The organism is Pedobacter sp. BS3 (genome assembly GCF_008274585.1).
GTDB lineage: Bacteria > Bacteroidota > Bacteroidia > Sphingobacteriales > Sphingobacteriaceae > Hufsiella_A.
Genome location: NZ_VTRT01000002.1, coordinates 629502 through 649408, shown reverse-complemented (window position 1 = coordinate 649408; position 19907 = coordinate 629502). Strand labels below are relative to the sequence as shown.

General features: G+C 42.4%; 19 protein-coding genes. 13 read left to right on the top strand and 6 right to left on the bottom strand.

The features are described 5' to 3' along the window. Window positions 1-352 precede the first annotated feature (352 nt). From FW774_RS08440 to FW774_RS08400, 9 genes are all read left to right on the top strand, one after another. Window positions 353-3475 carry a glycoside hydrolase family 2 TIM barrel-domain containing protein gene (locus tag FW774_RS08440; RefSeq protein WP_149347723.1) on the top strand — a complete coding sequence of 1041 codons (3123 nt, stop codon included), beginning with the start codon at window positions 353-355 and terminating at the stop codon, window positions 3473-3475. A gap of 289 nt (window positions 3476-3764) precedes the next feature. Beyond that, window positions 3765-4745, top strand: a complete 981-nt coding sequence (locus tag FW774_RS08435; protein WP_149347722.1) for an acyl-ACP desaturase — start codon at window positions 3765-3767, stop codon at window positions 4743-4745. Between the two features lie 94 nt (window positions 4746-4839). Continuing rightward, window positions 4840-5793 carry a TIGR01212 family radical SAM protein gene (locus FW774_RS08430; RefSeq protein ID WP_149347721.1) on the top strand — a complete coding sequence of 318 codons (954 nt, stop codon included), beginning with the start codon at window positions 4840-4842 and terminating at the stop codon, window positions 5791-5793. Beyond that, window positions 5732-6535, top strand: coding sequence for a DUF2490 domain-containing protein (locus FW774_RS08425; RefSeq protein ID WP_149347720.1), 804 nt, complete (start codon window positions 5732-5734; stop codon window positions 6533-6535). Before FW774_RS08430 ends, FW774_RS08425 begins: the two co-directional genes overlap by 62 nt. A 362-nt stretch (window positions 6536-6897) precedes the next feature. After that, on the top strand, window positions 6898-8193 hold the full coding sequence (eno, locus tag FW774_RS08420) for a phosphopyruvate hydratase (protein WP_149347719.1): 1296 nt from the start codon (window positions 6898-6900) through the stop codon (window positions 8191-8193). 104 nt (window positions 8194-8297) lie between these two features. Next, window positions 8298-8600 carry an FtsB family cell division protein gene (locus tag FW774_RS08415; RefSeq protein WP_149347718.1) on the top strand — a complete coding sequence of 101 codons (303 nt, stop codon included), beginning with the start codon at window positions 8298-8300 and terminating at the stop codon, window positions 8598-8600. Between the two features lie 217 nt (window positions 8601-8817). After that, entirely contained in the window at window positions 8818-9378 is a 561-nt protein-coding gene (scpB, locus tag FW774_RS08410) for an SMC-Scp complex subunit ScpB (protein WP_149347717.1), read from the top strand. Between the two features lie 160 nt (window positions 9379-9538). Then, the gene (locus FW774_RS08405; RefSeq protein WP_149347716.1) at window positions 9539-9739 is read left to right on the top strand and encodes a hypothetical protein; all 201 of its coding nucleotides are present in this window, start codon (window positions 9539-9541) and stop codon (window positions 9737-9739) included. A 76-nt stretch (window positions 9740-9815) separates the two neighbouring features. After that, window positions 9816-10937 carry a GNAT family N-acetyltransferase gene (locus tag FW774_RS08400; RefSeq protein WP_149347715.1) on the top strand — a complete coding sequence of 374 codons (1122 nt, stop codon included), beginning with the start codon at window positions 9816-9818 and terminating at the stop codon, window positions 10935-10937. Window positions 10938-11136: 199 nt separating this feature from the next. On the opposite strand, the gene FW774_RS08395 is transcribed toward FW774_RS08400, so the two are convergent. The 6 genes from FW774_RS08395 to FW774_RS08370 all read right to left on the bottom strand — a co-directional run bounded on the left by FW774_RS08395 (window position 11137) and on the right by FW774_RS08370 (window position 16268). Then, the gene (locus FW774_RS08395; RefSeq protein ID WP_149347714.1) at window positions 11137-11481 is read right to left on the bottom strand and encodes a helix-turn-helix domain-containing protein; all 345 of its coding nucleotides are present in this window, start codon (window positions 11479-11481) and stop codon (window positions 11137-11139) included. Window positions 11482-11516: 35 nt separating this feature from the next. Then, window positions 11517-12875: a UDP-N-acetylmuramate--L-alanine ligase gene (locus tag FW774_RS08390; protein WP_149347713.1), complete on the bottom strand. Its 1359-nt coding sequence runs from the start codon at window positions 12873-12875 to the stop codon at window positions 11517-11519. A 61-nt stretch (window positions 12876-12936) separates the two neighbouring features. Beyond that, window positions 12937-13779, bottom strand: a complete 843-nt coding sequence (gene prmA, locus FW774_RS08385; protein ID WP_149347712.1) for a 50S ribosomal protein L11 methyltransferase — start codon at window positions 13777-13779, stop codon at window positions 12937-12939. A gap of 222 nt (window positions 13780-14001) precedes the next feature. After that, window positions 14002-14766 carry a triose-phosphate isomerase gene (tpiA, locus tag FW774_RS08380; RefSeq protein WP_149347711.1) on the bottom strand — a complete coding sequence of 255 codons (765 nt, stop codon included), beginning with the start codon at window positions 14764-14766 and terminating at the stop codon, window positions 14002-14004. Between the two features lie 13 nt (window positions 14767-14779). Then, the gene (locus FW774_RS08375; RefSeq protein WP_149347710.1) at window positions 14780-15955 is read right to left on the bottom strand and encodes a GlmU family protein; all 1176 of its coding nucleotides are present in this window, start codon (window positions 15953-15955) and stop codon (window positions 14780-14782) included. A gap of 64 nt (window positions 15956-16019) precedes the next feature. Continuing rightward, on the bottom strand, window positions 16020-16268 hold the full coding sequence (locus FW774_RS08370; RefSeq protein ID WP_149347709.1) for a type B 50S ribosomal protein L31: 249 nt from the start codon (window positions 16266-16268) through the stop codon (window positions 16020-16022). Between the two features lie 80 nt (window positions 16269-16348). Here FW774_RS08370 and FW774_RS08365 point away from each other — a divergent pair, with 80 nt between their 5' ends. From FW774_RS08365 to FW774_RS08350, 4 genes are all read left to right on the top strand, one after another. Beyond that, a complete protein-coding gene (locus FW774_RS08365; RefSeq protein WP_149347708.1) occupies window positions 16349-17554 on the top strand; it encodes an NAD(P)/FAD-dependent oxidoreductase in 1206 nt (401 codons plus the stop codon). Window positions 17555-17679: 125 nt separating this feature from the next. Then, entirely contained in the window at window positions 17680-18891 is a 1212-nt protein-coding gene (locus FW774_RS08360) for an IscS subfamily cysteine desulfurase (protein WP_149347707.1), read from the top strand. Between the two features lie 118 nt (window positions 18892-19009). Beyond that, window positions 19010-19423: a Fe-S cluster assembly scaffold IscU gene (gene iscU / locus FW774_RS08355; protein WP_149347706.1), complete on the top strand. Its 414-nt coding sequence runs from the start codon at window positions 19010-19012 to the stop codon at window positions 19421-19423. A 92-nt stretch (window positions 19424-19515) separates the two neighbouring features. Further along, a complete protein-coding gene (locus FW774_RS08350) occupies window positions 19516-19842 on the top strand; it encodes a HesB/IscA family protein (protein WP_149347705.1) in 327 nt (108 codons plus the stop codon). Window positions 19843-19907: the final 65 nt, after the last annotated feature.

Here is a 19907-nt window from a genome sequence, read left to right as displayed (position 1 = left end):
GCTCAAAACAGGTAGATTGCTTTCCCGAAGTCTCGGGCCCCTCGTCCCAAGGCTTCGCATAGGCGTCAAGATAAGAGCTTTCCCCGGCCTGTCCCCCGGCAGGCCGGAACGAATAATGTTGGTCTGTCGGGGGGACAGACCAAGGGGTGGGCAGCCTTTTATTGTTTTAAGCAACATTGCGGCATTGCAAACGCCGTTTTCTGGTATCCCGATTGCAAATCGGGACGAGCCTGCACCTTAACCCGAACTCACGTTAAAAATAACATTACAAAACATATCGGAAAATTGCAAAAGAAATAGTAAACTTGTCGGGAACTATAATGCAACCTAAATTTAAATAAACCAGCACATTATGAGATCTTGCTATCTTACGCTTCTGGCAACTCTTCTTACTTTCGCTTCGTTTGCACAGGTAAACGATTGGGAGAATCCCGCTGTTTTTTCTGTGAATGCAGAAAAGCCGCATGCAACCTTTATTCCTTATGCAACCGAAAAGCAGGCACTGGCCGACGAGGCGTCCGCATCACCGTACTATAAGCTGCTGAACGGGAACTGGAAATTTAACTGGTCAAAAAATCCGTATGTAAGGCCGGCAGACTTTTATAAAGAGGATTATGATGTAAGTAAATGGAAGGAAATTCCGGTACCGTCTGATTGGCAAATGCAGGGATATGATTACCTGATTTATACCAATGTAATTTATCCGTTCCCTAAGGATGAACCGCATATTCCGCACGATTATAACCCGGTGGGTTCTTATAAAACCAGTTTTGAAGTTCCGGCAGATTGGAAAGACCGCGAGGTATTTATTCATTTTGGCGGTGTCAATTCGGCATTTTATGTGTGGGTAAACGGGCAGAAAGTAGGTTATAATGAAGATAGCAAAACACCGGCAGAGTTTAACATCACCAAATATCTTAAAGCGGGCAAAAACTCGCTTGCTGTAGAAGTATACCGCTGGTGCGATGGCAGTTACCTGGAAGACCAGGATTTCTTCCGCATGAGCGGTATTGAGCGTGATGTTTACCTGGTATCTACACCTAAAGTGCGTATCCGCGATTTTTTTGCGCATAGCGGGTTGGATGAGAATTATACCAATGGCAAGTTCTCGCTTGATGTAGATATTCTGAATCACTTACCTAAAGGCGCTTCAGGATATTCAGTAAAAGTAAACCTGTACGATGCGGGTAACAAAACTGTTTATACCGCAGAGCAGCCTTTAAGTGTAAAACCGTCTGCACAAAGCACGTTAAGTTTTAGCAAAGATATACCTGCTGTAAACCAGTGGTCGGCAGAAAATCCGTATTTATATACGCTTTCCATACAGTTACTAAAAGATGGCAAGCTGGTAGAAGCAACTAGCACCAAAACCGGTTTCCGTACCAGCGAAATAAAAAATGGGCAGTTGCTGGTAAATGGTAAACCGATATTGATCAAGGGCGTAAACCGCCATGAGCATGATCCGGTTTTAGGGCATGTAATTACCCGCGACATGATGATTAAGGATATTAAGCTGATGAAAGCGTTTGATATTAACGCGGTACGTACCTGTCATTACCCCAACGATCCGCTGTGGTATAAATTATGTGATGAATACGGTCTGTACCTGTGGGATGAAGCGAATATCGAGTCGCACGGTTACGGCTATGAAACCAATGAGACCTTAGGCAATAATCCACGCTACCTACAAGCGCACCTTAACCGTATGCAGCGCATGCTTGAACGCGATAAAAACCATGCTTCGGTAGTAGTATGGTCAATGGGTAATGAGGCCGGCGATGGGATAAATTTTGTTGAAGGATATAAATGGCTGAAAAACCGTGATGCCAGCCGTCCGGTACATTACGAACGGGCCGAGCGCCAAGGTAAGGATTTCCAGGAACGCCATACCGATATTATTCCGTGGATGTACGCGAAAGTTGATGTAATAAAGAGAAAATATATCGGTAAATATCCCGACAGGCCCTTTATCTGGTGTGAATATTCGCATGCCATGGGTAACAGCAACGGTAATTTTAAGGAATATTGGGATATGGTACGCTCTGAACGCCAGATGCAGGGTGGTTTTATATGGGATTGGGTAGACCAGGGAATTTTGCAGAAAACAAAAGATGGCAGAACCTATTTTGCCTATGGCGGCGATTTTGAACCTGCGGGCACACATAACGACAATAATTTTTGTGCTAATGGTTTGGTGAGCGCCGACAGAACGCCGCATCCCGGCTTATGGGAAGTTAAAAAGAACTACCAGAATGTACACATTAAAGCGATTGATGCCGGCTCGTTGAAATTTGAGATCTATAATGAGAACTTTTTTACCAACCTGGATGCCTATCAAACCGAATGGGAAATTATAGAGAATGGCAAGGTAATTAAAAGCGGAAAATTACCGGTTATGCAACTGGCGCCTCAGCAAAGAAAACAGTTTGAAATAAGCGATTATAAGCCCGGATACCAGTCAGGTAAAGAATATTTTATCAATTTCTACACCAAAACCCGCGAAGAGAAAAACCTGGTTCCTAAAGGCCATGTAGTAGCCACAGACCAGATTAAGCTGAATGATGCGGTATACGCTACACCTTTTAGCACTGCAGTAAAAGGAAAAATTAAATCATCAGAAACAGCAAATGCCGTACAGGTTAGTGGGGCAGATTTTAGTGTTCAAATAGATAAACAGTCGGGGCAACTGGTATCGTACCAGTATAAAGGTCAGGAGCTGCTGAAAAAAGGCTTGCAGCCTAATTTCTGGCGTGCTCCAACCGATAACGATTTTGGTAATAAAATGCCTTCAGTATGCAAGGTATGGAAGGATGCGGGTAAGCAGCTCCAGGTTAAAGATGTTAAGGTACGTAAGTTAGATAACAGCTACCAGGTTACGGTCAATGCCGGTTTACCTGCGGTAAGATCAGCTCTGCGTCTTACGTATACCATCAATGCCGGTGGCGAGGTGCAGGTGCAGGATAGCGTTTTGATCACCGATAAAAAATTACCCGAATTGCCCCGCTTTGGCCTGAACCTGCAAATGCCGGTTCAATATAGCCAGGTGCAATGGTATGGTCGCGGGCCGCTCGAAAATTATTCCGACCGCAACTGGGCGTCGCATGTAGGACTTTACCAGGCTGATGTTAAAGATCTGTATTTCCCGTACATTCGCCCCCAGGAAAACGGTAACCATACCGATATCCGTTGGGTAACGCTTACCGATAAAGATGGGTTCGGGTTAAAGTTTGCCGGCGTACCATTGGTTAATTTTACAGCATTGCACAATACCATAGATGATTTTGACGATGGTGATGAGAAACATCAGCGGCATACCGTAGATGTTGTGCCGCGTGATCTGGTATCGGTAGATATTGATTATGGACAGCGTGGCCTGGGAGGTGATAACAGCTGGGGCTTTTTGCCGCACGATGCTTACAGGTTATTCCCTGAAAATTATGGTTACACGTTCATCATATCGCCTGCAGGCAAATAGTAAAACCAGGTAAAGTTTTAAATAGTTTCATGTCCGAAGGCCCTTAGCAAAGACCTTCGGATATTTTGTTATAAGTTACCGGTAAAAGGCGCAACAGAATGATTTTGCTAATGCTAAGCCATTGCCCGTTTCAATTTTTGATTTTTAATTCCGAACCCCGAATTCCCCGGGGGGATTTTGCATTGCTTAACTTCCCACTTTTAACTTTAGACTCTTAACTTAAACAGCATTTTATTTTTAAAAACTTAGTACACATTGAATTGTGTATATTTGCAGTTTAATGGAAAATATGGACATTCGATTTGGATCAAGGCGAGAAGTAATGAAGCATATTGAGAAATATATGCTTGAAAAAATGGACGAGTATTTGAAGCCCATCGCTACAATCTGGCAGCCTGCCGATTTCTTACCAGATTCAACACGGGAAGATTTTTTCAGTGAGGTAAAAGAATTGCAGGAAAAATCCAAAGGACTGTCGTATGATCTGGTAGCTGTGTTGATCGGTGATACTATTACCGAAGAAGCCTTGCCAACTTATGAATCATGGTTAACCATGGTAGACGATGTTTCTAAAGAGGAATCCGGCGGATGGATGAAGTGGGTTAGAAACTGGACTGCCGAAGAAAACCGGCACGGTGACCTGCTGAATAAATACCTGTACCTTTCGGGACGGGTAAATATGCGTCAGATGGAAATGTCTACCCAATACCTTATTGCCGATGGTTTTGATATCGGCACAGGCGCCGATCCATACCGCAATTTTATTTACACCTCTTTCCAGGAGTTGGCCACCAATATCTCACACCGCCGGGTGGCCTCGTTAGCTAAAAAAGATGGCGACTCGCTGCTTTCAAAAATGTGCGGTGTCATTGCGTCAGATGAAGCCCGTCATGCTAAAGCATATATTGATTTTATTAGGAATATCTTTACTGTTGATCCCAGCGAAGCCATGCTGGCGTTTGAAGATATGATGCGTAAAAAAATTGTAATGCCGGCACATTTTCTGCGTGAGGTTGGCCTCAATATCGGGCAAACCTTTGGTCATTTTACCGATGCTGCCCAGCGTTTGGGTGTTTATACAGCAGTTGATTATGTGGATATTCTGAAACAGCTGATCGTGGAATGGCAGATAGAAAGCATAAAAGATCTGAATGCTGCCGGCGAGAAAGCCCGCGACTATGTGGTGTCGTTACCGGCAAGGTTGCTTCGTGTAGCCGAGCGCATGAAAGACCCGTCGCTCGAATACAAATTCAGTTGGATAGCCGGTTAAGATTAACTGCCCGGACGGTATATAAAAGTTATTTATTGGTTGATTGTATTTTGACTTTCAACTCTCAACTTTAGACTTTCAACTTGTATAAGACTTGGGAACTCCTGTAGATTTTGGACACAAAACATACAATTATTACGGCGCTTACCTGCGTAAAAAATACGATGGTAAACGCGTGTTCAAAATTATTGTTGACGGAGGTTTCACCTGTCCGAACCGTGATGGAAGTAAAGGCTATGGCGGATGTACCTATTGTAACGTAGATTCATTTACGCCGGAATTATCCCGCAGCACGCCATCCATCAAAGAGCAGATAGAACGCGGTATGGAGCGGGCTGTAAAAGGTTATGCCGCCGAAAAATTCATTATCTATTTCCAGCCCAATACCAACACGTATGCTCCCGTGCATTACCTTAAAATGATGTACGACGAGGCCCTGACCATCAATACTGAAAATATCGTAGGCCTTTCGGTAGGAACCCGTCCCGATTGTATCGATGCGGAAAAGATCGCTTTACTTGAAAGCTATGCCGGTCGTTTTGACGTAGACCTGGAAATGGGTATGGAATCCATCTATAATGAAACCTTACAGCAGATCAATCGCGGTTGCACGCACGAAGAGCTTGAAACAGCGCTGAGCCTCGTTAAAAATTCCAGGCTCGATATTTGCGTACATACCATCTTCGGTTTCCCCTGGGAAACACGCGAAATGATGCTGAAGTATGCCGATGAAATTAACCGCTTTGAACAAATAAAATTTGTCAAGCTGCATCATCTGCATATTGTGGAAGGCTCTATTATGGGTGCGAAATACAAAAAGCAACCCTTTAAGGTATTCTCAATTGAAGAATATACCGACTTTCTTGCCGAATTTATCCCTTTGCTTCGGCCTGATATTATTATCCAGCGACTGTTCGGACTGGCTGATTATGATCTGCTGATAGCGCCCAACTGGGGCATGAAAAAAGCCGAAATTCAAACCTATATTGATAAAGAACTGGAGCGCCGCGGCGTACGTCAGGGTGCTGCATACACTACGCTTGTTTAACCGTAAAACCTTTTTGATGTATCACTACCGTTCATTACTACTCCTTTTATTTTGCACCGTTAGCTGTAAATTTGGTTTAGCTCAAACAGATCACCAGTGGGGCAGTTGGAGCATACTGACCGTTCAATTACCCTCAACAACAGCACATAAATGGGGTGGCTACGCCGAAGCGCAGTTACGCACCGATGCTGTATTCAGCCGGTTCCAGTATTACGAGTACAAAGCAGGTGTAAGTTATAGCATCAGTAAAAATTTTACAGGATTATTGGGAGCCGGCCGTTATATAACATACGATGCCGATAACCTGGGTGCCGGTCCGCTGACTAAAGAAACAAGGTTGTGGGAGCAACTGGTCATTAACCAATATCTGGATCGTTTGAAGTTTGAGCATCGCTACCGGGCAGAACAGCGCTGGTTAAGCAGCGGTTATCGCAACAGGTTCCGTTACCGTTTAAGTATGGCTATCCCGCTAAATAAACCTAAGGTAGAGCCTAATACAGCCTATATTTCATTATACGACGAAGTGTTTTTAAACAATCGTGCACCACATTTTGAGCGCAACAGGCTTATGGCCGGTATGGGCTACCAGTTTACAAAAAACATCGGGGCACAGCTCGGTTGGGTAAACCAGTACAATTATACAACGGCATCGTCGGGCAGTAAAAATAATTTAGTAGTCACTTTAATTTATACCCTTGACAGGGATGACAACCAGGAACGCATGCCTGCAACGGTAGATTGATAGCCTTTCAAGCTGGTATTGTGTATTGCGTATTGAGCCTTCCGCCTTAAACCTTCTGCCTTCCATCTTTTTTGTTTCTTTGTTCTTTCCTCTCTTCCCGACTCTCGGACTTTCCCGACTTCCGGACTATATGCCATAAACTATGAACCATAAGCCTCTAAAACCTAAAACGTATAACCTTCTACCTTCCACCTTCTACCCTCAAAGCCCTCCGCCTCTTTATTTGAACTATTCGCCTAATATTTTTTTGGTATTCGGCGCAAAATATTAATTTTGGGCGATTTTAAACTTAGTGTGTTAAATACACTATTACACTTGAAAATCGAGATAATAATCCTTTAAAACTTGGAATAAAAATCATCATGAGTTTAATATTAGATGTACATGCCCGTCAGATACTTGATTCAAGGGGCAATCCTACCGTTGAGGTAGATGTAATTACAGAAAATGGCGTTGTTGGCCGTGCGGCGGTACCTTCGGGTGCTTCTACCGGTATGCATGAGGCGGTTGAGCTTCGTGATAACGACAAGTCAAAATACATGGGTAAGGGTGTTCTGAATGCTGTTAAAAATGTGAACGAAAAGCTTGCGCCCGAGCTGAAAGGTATTGACGTATTCGAGCAAAACCTGATTGATAAAGTGATGAATCAGGTAGATGGTACCGAGAATAAAGGTAAAATCGGTGCAAATGCTATTCTGGGCGTATCATTAGCTGTCGCCAAAGCCGCTGCGCAGGAAAGCCACCAGCCGTTGTACCGTTATGTAGGCGGTGTAAATGCCAATACATTACCCATTCCGTTAATGAATATTCTGAACGGTGGTGTACATGCCGATAATAAAATAGACTACCAGGAATTTATGATCATGCCGGTTGGCGCTGATACATTCTCTGAAGCCCTGCGTATGGGTACCGAAGTATTTCATAACCTGAAAACCGTTTTGAAGAAAAAAGGCTATTCAACCAACGTAGGTGATGAGGGCGGTTTTGCACCCGATATTCAGAGCAATGAGGAGGCTATTGAAACAGTATTAGCTGCCATTGAAGCAGCCGGCTATAAACCGGGCGAGCAGATCTACATTGCTATGGATGCTGCCAGCTCTGAAATGTATGACGAGAAAACCAAAACCTACAAATTCTACAAATCTAACCCGGATAAAGTATTAAGCAGCGATGAGCTGGTAGCTTACTGGGCAGAGTGGGTTAGCAAATATCCCATCTTATCTATTGAAGACGGACTGGCCGAGAACGATTGGGATGGCTGGAAAAAGCTGACCGACACATTAGGTAAAAAAGTTCAGCTGGTAGGCGATGACCTGTTTGTAACTAACGTTAAGTTCCTGCAAAAAGGTATCGATATGGGCGTGGCAAATTCCATCCTGGTAAAAGTAAACCAGATCGGTTCATTAAGCGAAACCATTGATGCCGTTAGCCTGGCTAAAAATAACGGTTATACCTCGGTAATGAGTCATCGTTCCGGTGAGACCGAAGATTACACCATTGCCGATCTGGCGGTTGCCCTGAACTGTGGACAGATTAAAACCGGTTCAGCTTCACGTTCTGACAGGATCGCAAAATACAACCAGTTACTGCGCATCGAGGAAGAATTGGGTGGTAATGCCCGGTTTATCGGCAGGGATTTTAAATTTCTGAAAAAGTAGTCCTGCATTTGCGGCATGATATGCTGTGAATAAGTGGATAAAAAAACTTGCAAAACATCCGGAGTATTCAAATCTTCGGATGTTTTTTATTTACCTTTGATGTAATGGCACGCTTTGTTCATCTTATTCGTAATAAATACCTGATCTCGGCTGTAGCCTTTGTGGTTTGGATGCTGTTTTTCGACCGTAACGACCTCATGTCGCAGTACGAATACAGAACCCAACTCAATAAGCTCGAAGAAGAAAAGGAGTTTTATACCCAGCAGATAGAGAAAGTAAAGCAAGACCTTGACGAACTGACCACTAACCGCGAACAGCTCGAAAAATTTGCCCGCGAAAAATACCACATGAAAAAAGACAATGAAGATGTTTATATCATTGTCCCGGCGAAAAGTAAGGAGCGATAGGGTAGAGCACTATTAATTAAAAGTGAAAGTTTTTTGAAATGGGTTTCGGTAAGCTGTTGAGTGCCGAAAGCTATCGGAAAACGGGAATGGAATTACCCAAACAGATTCACGCTTCTCTTTTAAAATTTCTTTTTAAATTGCCGGCGGATACAGGCTATGTTCGAAATTATTGCATTCGTTCAATATCTATTTTCAAAATTTAAATATGCTCTGACACGTGGAGGAATTATCACTGCAAATAGAAGCGCTTATATTTGCTTCAGAACAAAGTATCAGCCTGCTGGAACTTTGCGAGATATTATCAGCCATTTATGAAAGGGATATTTCGGTGCACGAGGTAAACACCTGCATTGAAGCCATAACAGCCAAATACCAAAACCCAGACCAGGTAATGGCCCTCGTTAAAATCAATAACGGCTACCAGTTTTTGTCTAAACCCGAATATCACGCAACCATTAACCAGCTACAGGCGCACCGTACTAAAAAGAAGCTGAGCCAGGCAGCGCTGGAAACCCTGGCCATCATTGCCTACAGGCAACCCATAACTAAGCTTGAAATTGAACAGATACGTGGCGTAAACTGCGATTATTCTATTCAAAAGCTCCTTGAAAAGGAATTAATTATCATTACCGGTAAAGCCGAAACCATCGGCAAACCCATTTTGTACGGAACAAGTCCGCTATTTATGGATTACTTTGGCATTAACTCAACGGCACAATTACCTCAGCTTAAAGACATTGAGCAGGTTGATAATGAAATAGGGCAATCGGCCGAATAATTTTTTCTTTATCCGTTTTGTAAAAACTGCTTTTATACTATTTTTGGCGGCTGCTTTATTAAAAGCAGTTTAAAATTATTTTAAGTAATTCATTACGGAATATAAAAACTTGTGTATTTTTATATTGAAGTATGAAAGAATATTGAATAAATTTGATTTCATGAAAACGCCCAAAAAGACCGACAAGAAGACTTCAAGTAAAAAGGTATTACCTGCCTCTAAAGCCAATCCGGGAAAAGCAGATCCAAAAGCTAAAAACCGGTTCCTGGATGATGACGATGATGACGATCTGGATGTTCCCATGGAAGATATGGGATTCGAAGATTTTAGTGACGACTTTGACGACGACGATGATTTTTAATAGAAAATCTTAACATAATGTAAAGCATTCAGTGTATACCGGATGCTTTTTTTATTTTAGCCGGGAATTTAGAGCTATGATCATCAGCGAGGTTATAACAAAAAAAGACCGGAAAGATTTTCTGAATCTGCCGAGGATCTTATACAAGCATGATGACGCTTGGGTGTGTCCGCTGGATAGCGACACCGAGGCGGTGTTTGACCCTCAAAAAAACAATTTTCACAGGCATGGCACGGTAACCCGCTGGATATTACGCGACAACCGCGGCAAGCTCATCGGTCGTATAGCTGCTTTTATTAACTACGAAAAGGCTTACACATTTGAGCAGCCGACCGGCGGTATTGGTTTTTTTGAATGTATTGATGATCAGCAGGCAGCCAACCTGCTATTTGATACGGCTAAAAACTGGCTGCAAAATAAAGGTATGAAGGCCATGGATGGGCCTATTAATTTTGGTGAGAACGATACTTTTTGGGGGTTATTGGTTGACGGATTCACTCCGCCTTCATTTGGCATGAATTATAATGCACCTTATTATTACCAGCTCTTTTCCTGTTATGGTTTTAAAACACTGTACGAGCAAATAACCAATCATTTAAGTGTCCATAAGCCCTTTCCGGAACGGTTTACCAGGATTGCAGAATGGGTAATGAAAAAGCCGGGCTATACTTTCGAGCATTTGGATACCCAACGGTTTGAAAAGTTTGCTGCAGACTTTATGGAAATCTACAACGATGCGTGGAAAGATTTTCCCAATTTTGTACCTATCAATCAAAACACCATACTGGAGAGCTTCAATAAAATGAAGATCATTATGGATGAAAACCTGATCTGGTTTGCATACGTGAATGGTGAGCCGGCTTCTTTCATCCTGATCCTGCCTGATGCCAACCAGATCATTAAACCGTTAAAGGGCAAGTTAGGATTTATTGAAAAGCTGAAGTTTTTATACTACCGGCGCTATAAGAAAATATCGCGGATGCGGGCTATTGTAATGGGTACCAAACAGGCTTATCAACGCCACGGGTTGGAGTCGGCAATGTTTATTAAGCTCAAGGAGTACGTACTGCCATTAAACCGTTACGATGAGCTTGAGCTATCGTGGGTTGGCGATTTTAATGAAAAAATGCTGGCTATTCATGAGGCCACCGGCGCAACTTTTGGTAAAAAGCATGTTACCATGCGCAAGATCTTTTAAAGGGTGTCTAAAAAGTCAAAAGGCATTGTCATTTCGACGATCCCTTCTGTACGTACGGGATCGGGAAGAGGAGACCACGAAGTAGCTGCGAAGCAAAATCTCCGGCCAAACCCTTCTGGTTGGAGATCCCACTCCGAAACCCCGGGATCGGGATGACGGGAGCTTTTTAGACACCTTCCTTAGAATGCGGTTGAACTTATTACGTGGAAGATTTTTTGCTGCTTCTGATCTCTTCAAACAGCTCGATGATCTTTTTCTGGAGATCAATAACTTCGGCTTCTCTTTCCTGCAATTTCTTGGTCATTTCTTCTAATTCTGACATGTACTTTTCCTGCTCCTGGGTATCATTAAAAGTAAGCAGTTGTACTACGCTCATTTCGAATAACGCAGCAATCTGCTCCAGACGCGATAGGTTCACATCTGTTATACCTGTTTCTATTTTAGAAAATGCGGGAATAGATATTTCCAATCTCTTTGCCACGTCTTCCTGGCTCCAACCGTTCTGATGTCTCAGCAAACGAATCTTTTTTCCTAACGTTTTCATTATTAATTATTATTCTATTTTTAGTGTATATTATTTTAATTTAAAACTTCCTTAGTTAAGTTATTCAAGTCCATACCACTAAAACTTCCCGAACTCATCAAAAGCAAGTTTTTACCTTTATGATTAATAGTTGTCAAAAACCGCTCCAATATTTTGATATTGTTAAAAAAATTTAATCTATCGTTAGCAAACGCTTGTTTTACGGTGTTTTCATCATACGGCTTAAGCTTTTTGTGTTCAAAAGTGTGGTCATCTATGTACACAATAGCAACATCAGCGCTATCCATACTGTGTGCATATTCTTTTAAAAATGTTTCGTTCAGGCTGCTAAACGTATGTAATTCTATTACAGCTACTAACTCCCTGCCGGGATATTGCTCTTTTACGGCCGTCAGCGTAGCTTTGAGCTTAGATGGCGAATGTGCAAAATCCTTATAGACAGCAGTGTCCTGATTTTCGCCCAGTAATTCCAGCCTCCTTGCCGCTCCCTTAAAAGATTGTATGGCCTGGTAAAATTGTTTACCGGTAATTCCCAGCCCGGCACATACCTGTTTTGCAGCATTAATGTTCAGCAAATTATGTTTACCGAATACCTGTAGCTTTACCTGTTCACTACCATTTAACAGGTAAGTTTTTCCATTATCTATTATAAAATCGGGCACGCCATAACCTACTTTGCTTATCTTGTTCTTGCTTTCTTCAACAACTTTAACCAGTTCCTCATCTTCTTTACAATAGATCAGCGTACCATTTTCGGTTATAGTATCGATAAAGATGCTGAACTGTTTTTCATAATCTTCAAACGTTGGAAATACGTTGATATGATCCCAGGCAATACCGCTGATCACGCCAATATCTGCATGATATAAATGAAATTTCGGACGCCTGTCTATGGCCGAAGCCAGATATTCGTCGCCTTCTATGATCATTACCGGTGCCTGTTCGGTAATTTTCACCATGGTATCAAATCCGGCAAGCTGCGCTCCCACCAGATAATCAAAATCCTGATCATTAGCCTGCAGCACGTGCATAACCATCGACGTAATGGTAGTTTTACCGTGGCTTCCGCCTATTACCACCCGTTTTTTCTGCCTGGACTGTTCATAAATGTATTCAGGGTACGAATACACTTTAACACCCAGCTCTAACGCTTTTAACAATTCCGGGTTATCCACCCTGGCATGCATACCCAAAATAACGCCATCCAGGCCCCGATGAATACGATTTACATCCCAGCCCATTTTATCAGGCAATAGGCCGTATTTCGCTAAACGCGATGCTGAAGGTTCAACAATTTCATCGTCAGAGCCTGTTATTGTATAACCTTTTTTCTTAAGAGCGATGGCGAGGTTATGCATGGCGCTTCCGCCAATGGCGATAAAATGTAAAAACATAAGTACAAAGATAACTATTTTCTATACCGAAAAGTTAAGAATGCATACCAGGTACATAAATTTACAATTTTGTAAATTTCGCTGCTACCCAGTTATTTAACTGCTGAAAATCACTTAATATATATCCGTAACGCTCTGAATGGTCTTTAATTATTTCAAGGTCGGGTTTCTCGTAAAATCCACTCAGAAACAATAATGTTCCCGGTTTTGACACACGGGCATACTGCTCAATCTGATCCAGTAAAATATTGCGGTTTATATTTGCCAAAATAATGTCGAAGCTGGTTTGCAAGGGGATTGCTTCTTTAGAACCGCATAAAGCGCTGATATTTGCACAGGAGTTGAGCGTACTATTTTCGAGCGTACTTTCATAACATACGGGGTCGTAATCAATAGCTGTAATTTGCCGGGCGCCTAATTTTTCGGCCAGAATAGCCAGAATACCGGTTCCGCAGCCCATATCCAGCACTGTTTTATCCTTAAAATCAGTTTTTAACATGTACCGCATCATTAACGTGGTTGTTTGATGATGTCCGGTGCCGAACGCCATTTTAGGGTCTATGACAATTTCGTAAGGATATTCCGGATGCGGGGTATGAAATGTTGCCCGGACGTAGCAGATATTGCCAATGATGATAGGCTCGAAATTGCTTTCCCATACTTCGTTCCAGTTTTGCTGCGCTATCTGGTTAACCTGGTATGATATTGTTATGGCAGAAGGAAACCCGGCCAGCACTTCGGCCAATTTTTCGGGATTAAAATCGGGTTGGGGAATGTATGCGCTAAAACCGGTATCTGTTTCCTGGAACGTATCGAAACCGATACCGGCCAAAGCATCAATAATCAAATCCTGGTAAAAGCTTTCTGCTGCCCGGATCGTAAAAACAAGCTCTAAATAATTCATTAATATAATCTAAATCCGACTGCAATTTTTTGATTACCACATCTTACATAAGATTGCTTCACCCTAATACACACATCCGCCCCTTCAGTTCGCAAAGACGCTCCTATGTTCGTCATTGCGAGTGCAGCGAAGCAATCTATTATTATTAGACTCATCTTAATAGAATTATACAGGCCGGCTTGTGTGCATTAGCCTTTTTACTTTTGAATTTTAACTTTTGAATTAGTTAAAGGCTTTGATAATATCGGTAAAGTCACGCGACTTTAAGGATGCGCCTCCGATAAGACCGCCATCAATATCAGCCTGTGAGAATAAATCCGCGGCATTTTTAGGATTACAGCTTCCGCCGTATAAAATTGTAGTATCGTTAGCGATAGCTTCACCATATTTGGCAGCTAATTCTTTCCGGATAAAGGCATGTACTTCCTGTGCCTGTTCCGGTGTAGCGGTCAAACCGGTTCCTATGGCCCAAACGGGTTCGTAAGCGATAACCAGTTTGCTAAAATCGGCATCTGAAAGATGAAAGATACCATCTCCCAACTGCCTTTTAATTACATCAAAATATTTTCCGCTGTTACGTTCATCTAACGTTTCACCGATACAGAAAATAGGTTTCAGGTTATTTTTCAGCGCTACATTTACCTTTTCTGCCAGTAAAGCATCGGTTTCACCAAAATACTGCCGGCGCTCTGAATGGCCTAAAATTACATAGCTAACGCCTACTGAACGCAACATGGCAGCCGAAATTTCACCCGTATAAGCACCAGACTCTGCCTGGTGGCAATTCTGAGCTCCAATGGTTACACGGCTTTGCTGTGCAGCCAGCTGCGATAAACTTTGTAAATGGATAAATGGCGCACAAACAACCACTTCCTGAGTTCCGGTTACTTCATCTTTCACCATATTCAATACTTCAGAAAAAAGGCTCAGGCCTGAAGTATAGTCCATATTCATTTTCCAGTTACCGGCAACAATTTTTTTTCTCATAATATAATCTGTTTTAAAATCTCCTGTATGATTCTGTTAATTCAAAAACTTTGGTCAATAGTTGTTTTTCTGTTTCGTCTAATACTTTGTTTCTCCGCTCAAAAACACGGGTAGTGGTATCAAACATCTTATTAAGGCCATATACTTCAAAACCGTGCGCACCGCCCCAGGAAAAATCGGGGATAAAATTCCTCGGAAATCCTGCTCCAAATATATTGGCGCTTACTCCTACTACCGTTCCGGTATTAAACATGGTATTAATAGCGCACTTGGAGTGGTCGGCCATAATCAACCCGCAAAACTGTAAGCCGGTTTTACGGAAAACACCTTTTTTATAATCCCATAAACGTACTTCGGCATAATTATTCTTCAGGTTAGAATTATTGCTGTCTGCGCCGATGTTGCACCATTCGCCTAAAACCGAATTACCTAAATAACCCTCGTGACCTTTGGACGAATAACCGAAAATAACGGCATTATTGATTTCGCCACCAACCCGGCAGTAAGGCCCAATGGTAGTTCCGCTATAGATTTTCGCTCCCATCTTCACCTGCGAATCATTGCATAACGCAAATGAACCACGAATATGACAGCCTTCCCACACCTGCGAATTTTTGCCTAAGTAAACCGGCCCCATTCTCGTATTAAACGTGGAGCAATCGGCCTCTGCACCTTCTTCCACAAAAATTTCATCGCCAATAAGGATATTGGTACTACTTAGATTAGCGCTGCTGCGACCTTTTGTTAACAGGGCAAAATCTTTTTTAAGCTCGGCATCGTTCATCCTGAAAATATCTTCGGGATAAATAACCCGCGATATCGTTTGACTGAATGAAACCGGTTTGTATGGTGATAATTCCGTAATATCCAAATTACCGGCGGTAGTTTTTACAGCCACTATAACATCATTGGCCAGCAAAGCCTCGCCCACGGCAAGCTTTTCTATCGCCTCAGCCAGAAATTCATCCGGGCAAACCGAGCCATTAATAAATATATTAACCTGGACTGTTTTTACCGGGAACTTTTGCGACAGGTAATCGGCTGTCTGGTAAGAAACTTCGCTGTTTAACCATTTAGCCCATTTTTCGGCAATGGTCAATATGCCCACCCGAACCTGGGCCACGGGACGTGTAAAAGTAAGCGGCAGTAAGGATTCGTGAGCAGAATCGTCAAACAGGATTACATTCATTGGGCAAAAATAAAAAAATCCCGTTGGTAGCAACGGGATTTAATATGTTAGAAAAAATTTCTTCTTACTTTTTAGCGTAACGGCTGCGGAATTTGTCAATACGTCCGGCAGTGTCTACCAGTTTCATCTTACCGGTATAGAAAGGATGCGAGGTATGCGAAATTTCCAGCTTTACCAGAGGATACTCATTGCCATCTTCCCATGTGATAGTCTCTTTGGTATCTATGCATGATTTTGTTAAAAAAGCATAGTCATTAGACATATCTTTAAATACTACTAATCTATAATTTTTCGGATGTAAGTCAGCCTTCATGATGATTCAAAACTTTTTAAGAGGCGCAAATATAGCAATTAAAAATAAAACTAAAAATTAATTGTAAAGTTTAATGTGCTATGAACCTTAAATCCGGCTATCCGTGGTGGATGGTGAAAAACGGCCTGCCGTTTAATTATCCGAAATTAGAAACATCTGCCGAAACAGAAGTCGTTATTGTCGGCTCGGGTATATCCGGTGCTTTAACAGCACATTTCCTGTGCGAAGCCGGTGTGAAATGCCTTATTGTAGATAAACGCACTGCCTGCACCGGAAGCACCTGTGCAAGCACCTGCTTATTGCAATACGAAACAGATATGCCGCTCTTCCGGCTCATCGAAATACTCGGCATCGAGAAAGCCGTGAAAAGTTACCAGCTATCGCTGCAAAGCATCCGCAACCTGGAAAATATTATCAGCAGCCTGCATATCGACTGCGATTTCAGGCAACGCTCAAGCCTGTACCTGGCATCAGATAAAAAAGGCTTACGCGATATTGAAAAAGAATACCAGGTAAGACAACAATATGGACTGCCTGTAGAATTTATGACCAAAGACGAATTGCAGCAGGGCTTTAACATCAAGGCTCCGGGAGCATTGTACAACCAGGTATCTGCCGATACAGACGCCTATAAACTAAGTCACGCACTCTTACAGCATCATATTATCCATTCGGGATTAAAGGTTTTTGAACGTACTGAGGTTGTTAAAATAGCTTACGAGCCTGATGGCGTTATCTTGCATACAGCTGATGGACTGACTGTTAAAGCGGCTAAAATGGTTTGCGCTCCGGGGTATGAATCGTCATTTTTCCTGACGGAGAAAAACATTCAGCTAAACTCCACCTATGCCCTGATTACAGAACCGGTAACAACGCAAATGCTCTGGCCTGAACAGTGCCTGATATGGGAAACTGCCCGCCCGTATCATTACCTGCGCACCACGCCAGACAACCGTATAATTATTGGCGGCGGCGATGAGAAGTTTAAAGATCCGCGTTTACGCGATAGCCTGTTAGAGCGTAAAACAAACCGGTTAATGAAACGCCTAAACGAAGTATTTCCGCATATCCAAACCAAAGCAGATTACTATTGGTGCGGTACATTTGCCGAAACCAAAGACAGTCTGCCTTACATCGGTACGCATAAAGATGTACCCCATACCTACTTTGCATTGGGTTACGGAGGCAACGGCATCACCTTTAGCGTGATGGCTGCGGAACTGATCTCGGGAATGTACACCGGCCGCACAAATGGCAATGAAACTTTGTTCGGTTTTGAACGTTAAACAGCTGTAAAAATGTCATAAAAATGACGTGTTTATCTATACCAGCATAGATATTGTTGATAACTACTGAAAATATAATTCGTATATTTGTACTGAATTTAGACTCAATCTAACACACTAATAAAATGAATCTTCCCATATATTTAGACAATAATGCGACCACACCGATGGACCCCAGAGTACTGGATGCCATGTTACCTTATTTCAACCAGAAATTTGGTAATGCGGCCAGCCGTAACCATGCTTTCGGATGGGTTGCCGAAGAAGCTGTTGACTACAGTCGCGAGCAGGTAGCTAAGCTGGTTGGAGCCAACGAAAAGGAAATTATCTTTACATCCGGTGCTACCGAATCAGATAACCTGGCCCTTAAAGGTGTGTTTGAAATGTATAAAGATAAAGGTAATCATATTATTACCTGTGTTACCGAGCATAAGGCCGTACTTGACGCCTGCAAGCATCTTGAAAAACTGGGCGCCAGGGTAACTTACCTGCCGGTAAAAACCGATGGTTTAATTGATTTGCAGCAGCTTGAAGATGCCATTACCGATCAGACCATCCTGGTTGCTATTATGTACGGCAACAATGAGATCGGCGTTATTCAGCCTGTCAAGGAAATTTCTGCCATTGCACATAAGCACGGTGCATTATTCTTCACAGATGCCACACAAGCTGTTGGTAAGATACCGGTAAATGTTATTGAAGACGGCATTGACCTGATGGCTTTCAGCGCCCATAAAATGTATGGCCCTAAAGGGGTTGGCGCACTGTATGTACGCCGTAAAAATCCACGGGTTAAAGTTACGGCACAAATGGATGGCGGTGGTCATGAACGGGGCATGCGTTCAGGAACGTTGAATGTGCCGGGCATTGTTGGCTTCGGTAAAGCCTGCGAGCTTTGCCGTTTAGAAATGGCCGATGAAGCCAAACGTCTTTCCGCTTTACGCGATAAGCTGCAAAATTCGCTGCTGGAACTCGAAGAAAGTTACGTAAACGGAAATATAGAACATCGTCTGCCTCACGTAGCCAACATATCCTTTAAGTATGTAGAAGGCGAAGGCCTGATGATGGCCATGAAAGATTTAGCCGTTTCTTCCGGTTCGGCCTGTACATCGGCTTCATTAGAACCATCATACGTACTAAAAAGCCTAGGCTTGTCTGACGATTTGGCACATTCGTCCATCCGTTTTGGACTTGGACGATTTACTACCGAGGAAGAAATTGACTATGCCATTGAACAGACCAAAAAAGCGGTTAATCACCTGCGTGATCTGTCGCCTTTGTGGGAAATGTTTAAAGAAGGCATAGATCTTGATAAGATAGAGTGGGCAGAACATTAAGAGAATTACAGATTTCAGATTTACGAAATACGATTTTGTAGATCTTATAAATTGAATAAAAGTAAAACTGATTTTAGAAAGGAAATCACCAATCTAAAATCGCAAATTGTAAATAAAGATGGCATATTCAGATAAAGTTATTGATCATTACACCAATCCACGGAATGTGGGTACGCTTGATAAAAACAAGAACAACGTAGGCACAGGGTTGGTAGGTGCGCCTGAATGTGGCGACGTTATGCGCTTGCAGATTGAAGTTGATGCAAATAATACCATTACCGACGCTAAATTCAAAACATTTGGCTGCGGTTCGGCTATTGCATCCTCTTCGCTGGCTACAGAATGGTTAAAAGGCAAAACCATTGACGAAGCAGTTAAAATAGATAATATGGATATTGTTGAAGAGCTGGCACTTCCGCCGGTAAAGATCCATTGCTCTGTTTTAGCCGAAGACGCTATTAAAGCCGCCATTAATGATTACAGGGTTAAAAATGGTTTAGAACCATTGGAAGCTGAAAAATCGCACCATTAATAGAAAGGCAAAAGGTAGAAGGTTTAGGGCGTAAGGCTCAATACCCACTACTCAATACCTGGTGAGGCTTCATTACGCAATACGAACAAGATATGGTAACCATAACAGATAAAGCAAAAGGCAAGATAGAAGAACTGATGAGTAGCTCCGGATTGGATAACTCTTATTTTTTAAGGGTATCTGTAAAAGGAGGTGGATGTTCCGGGTTATCTTATAATCTCGATTTTGATAATGAAGAAAAGCCCGGCGACCAGTTTTTTGAAGATAAAGGCATCCGCATAGCATTAGATATGAAATCCTTTTTATACCTGGCCGGTACAGAGCTTGATTTCAGCGACGGATTGAATGGCAAAGGGTTTAATTTTCAAAACCCTAATGCGTCCCGTACCTGCGGTTGCGGAGAAAGCTTTTCAGTATAAAAAATCTATTAATTTTATGATAAAAGAGGCTAAATTTAGCCTCTTTTGTTTTTTTAGACTATTCT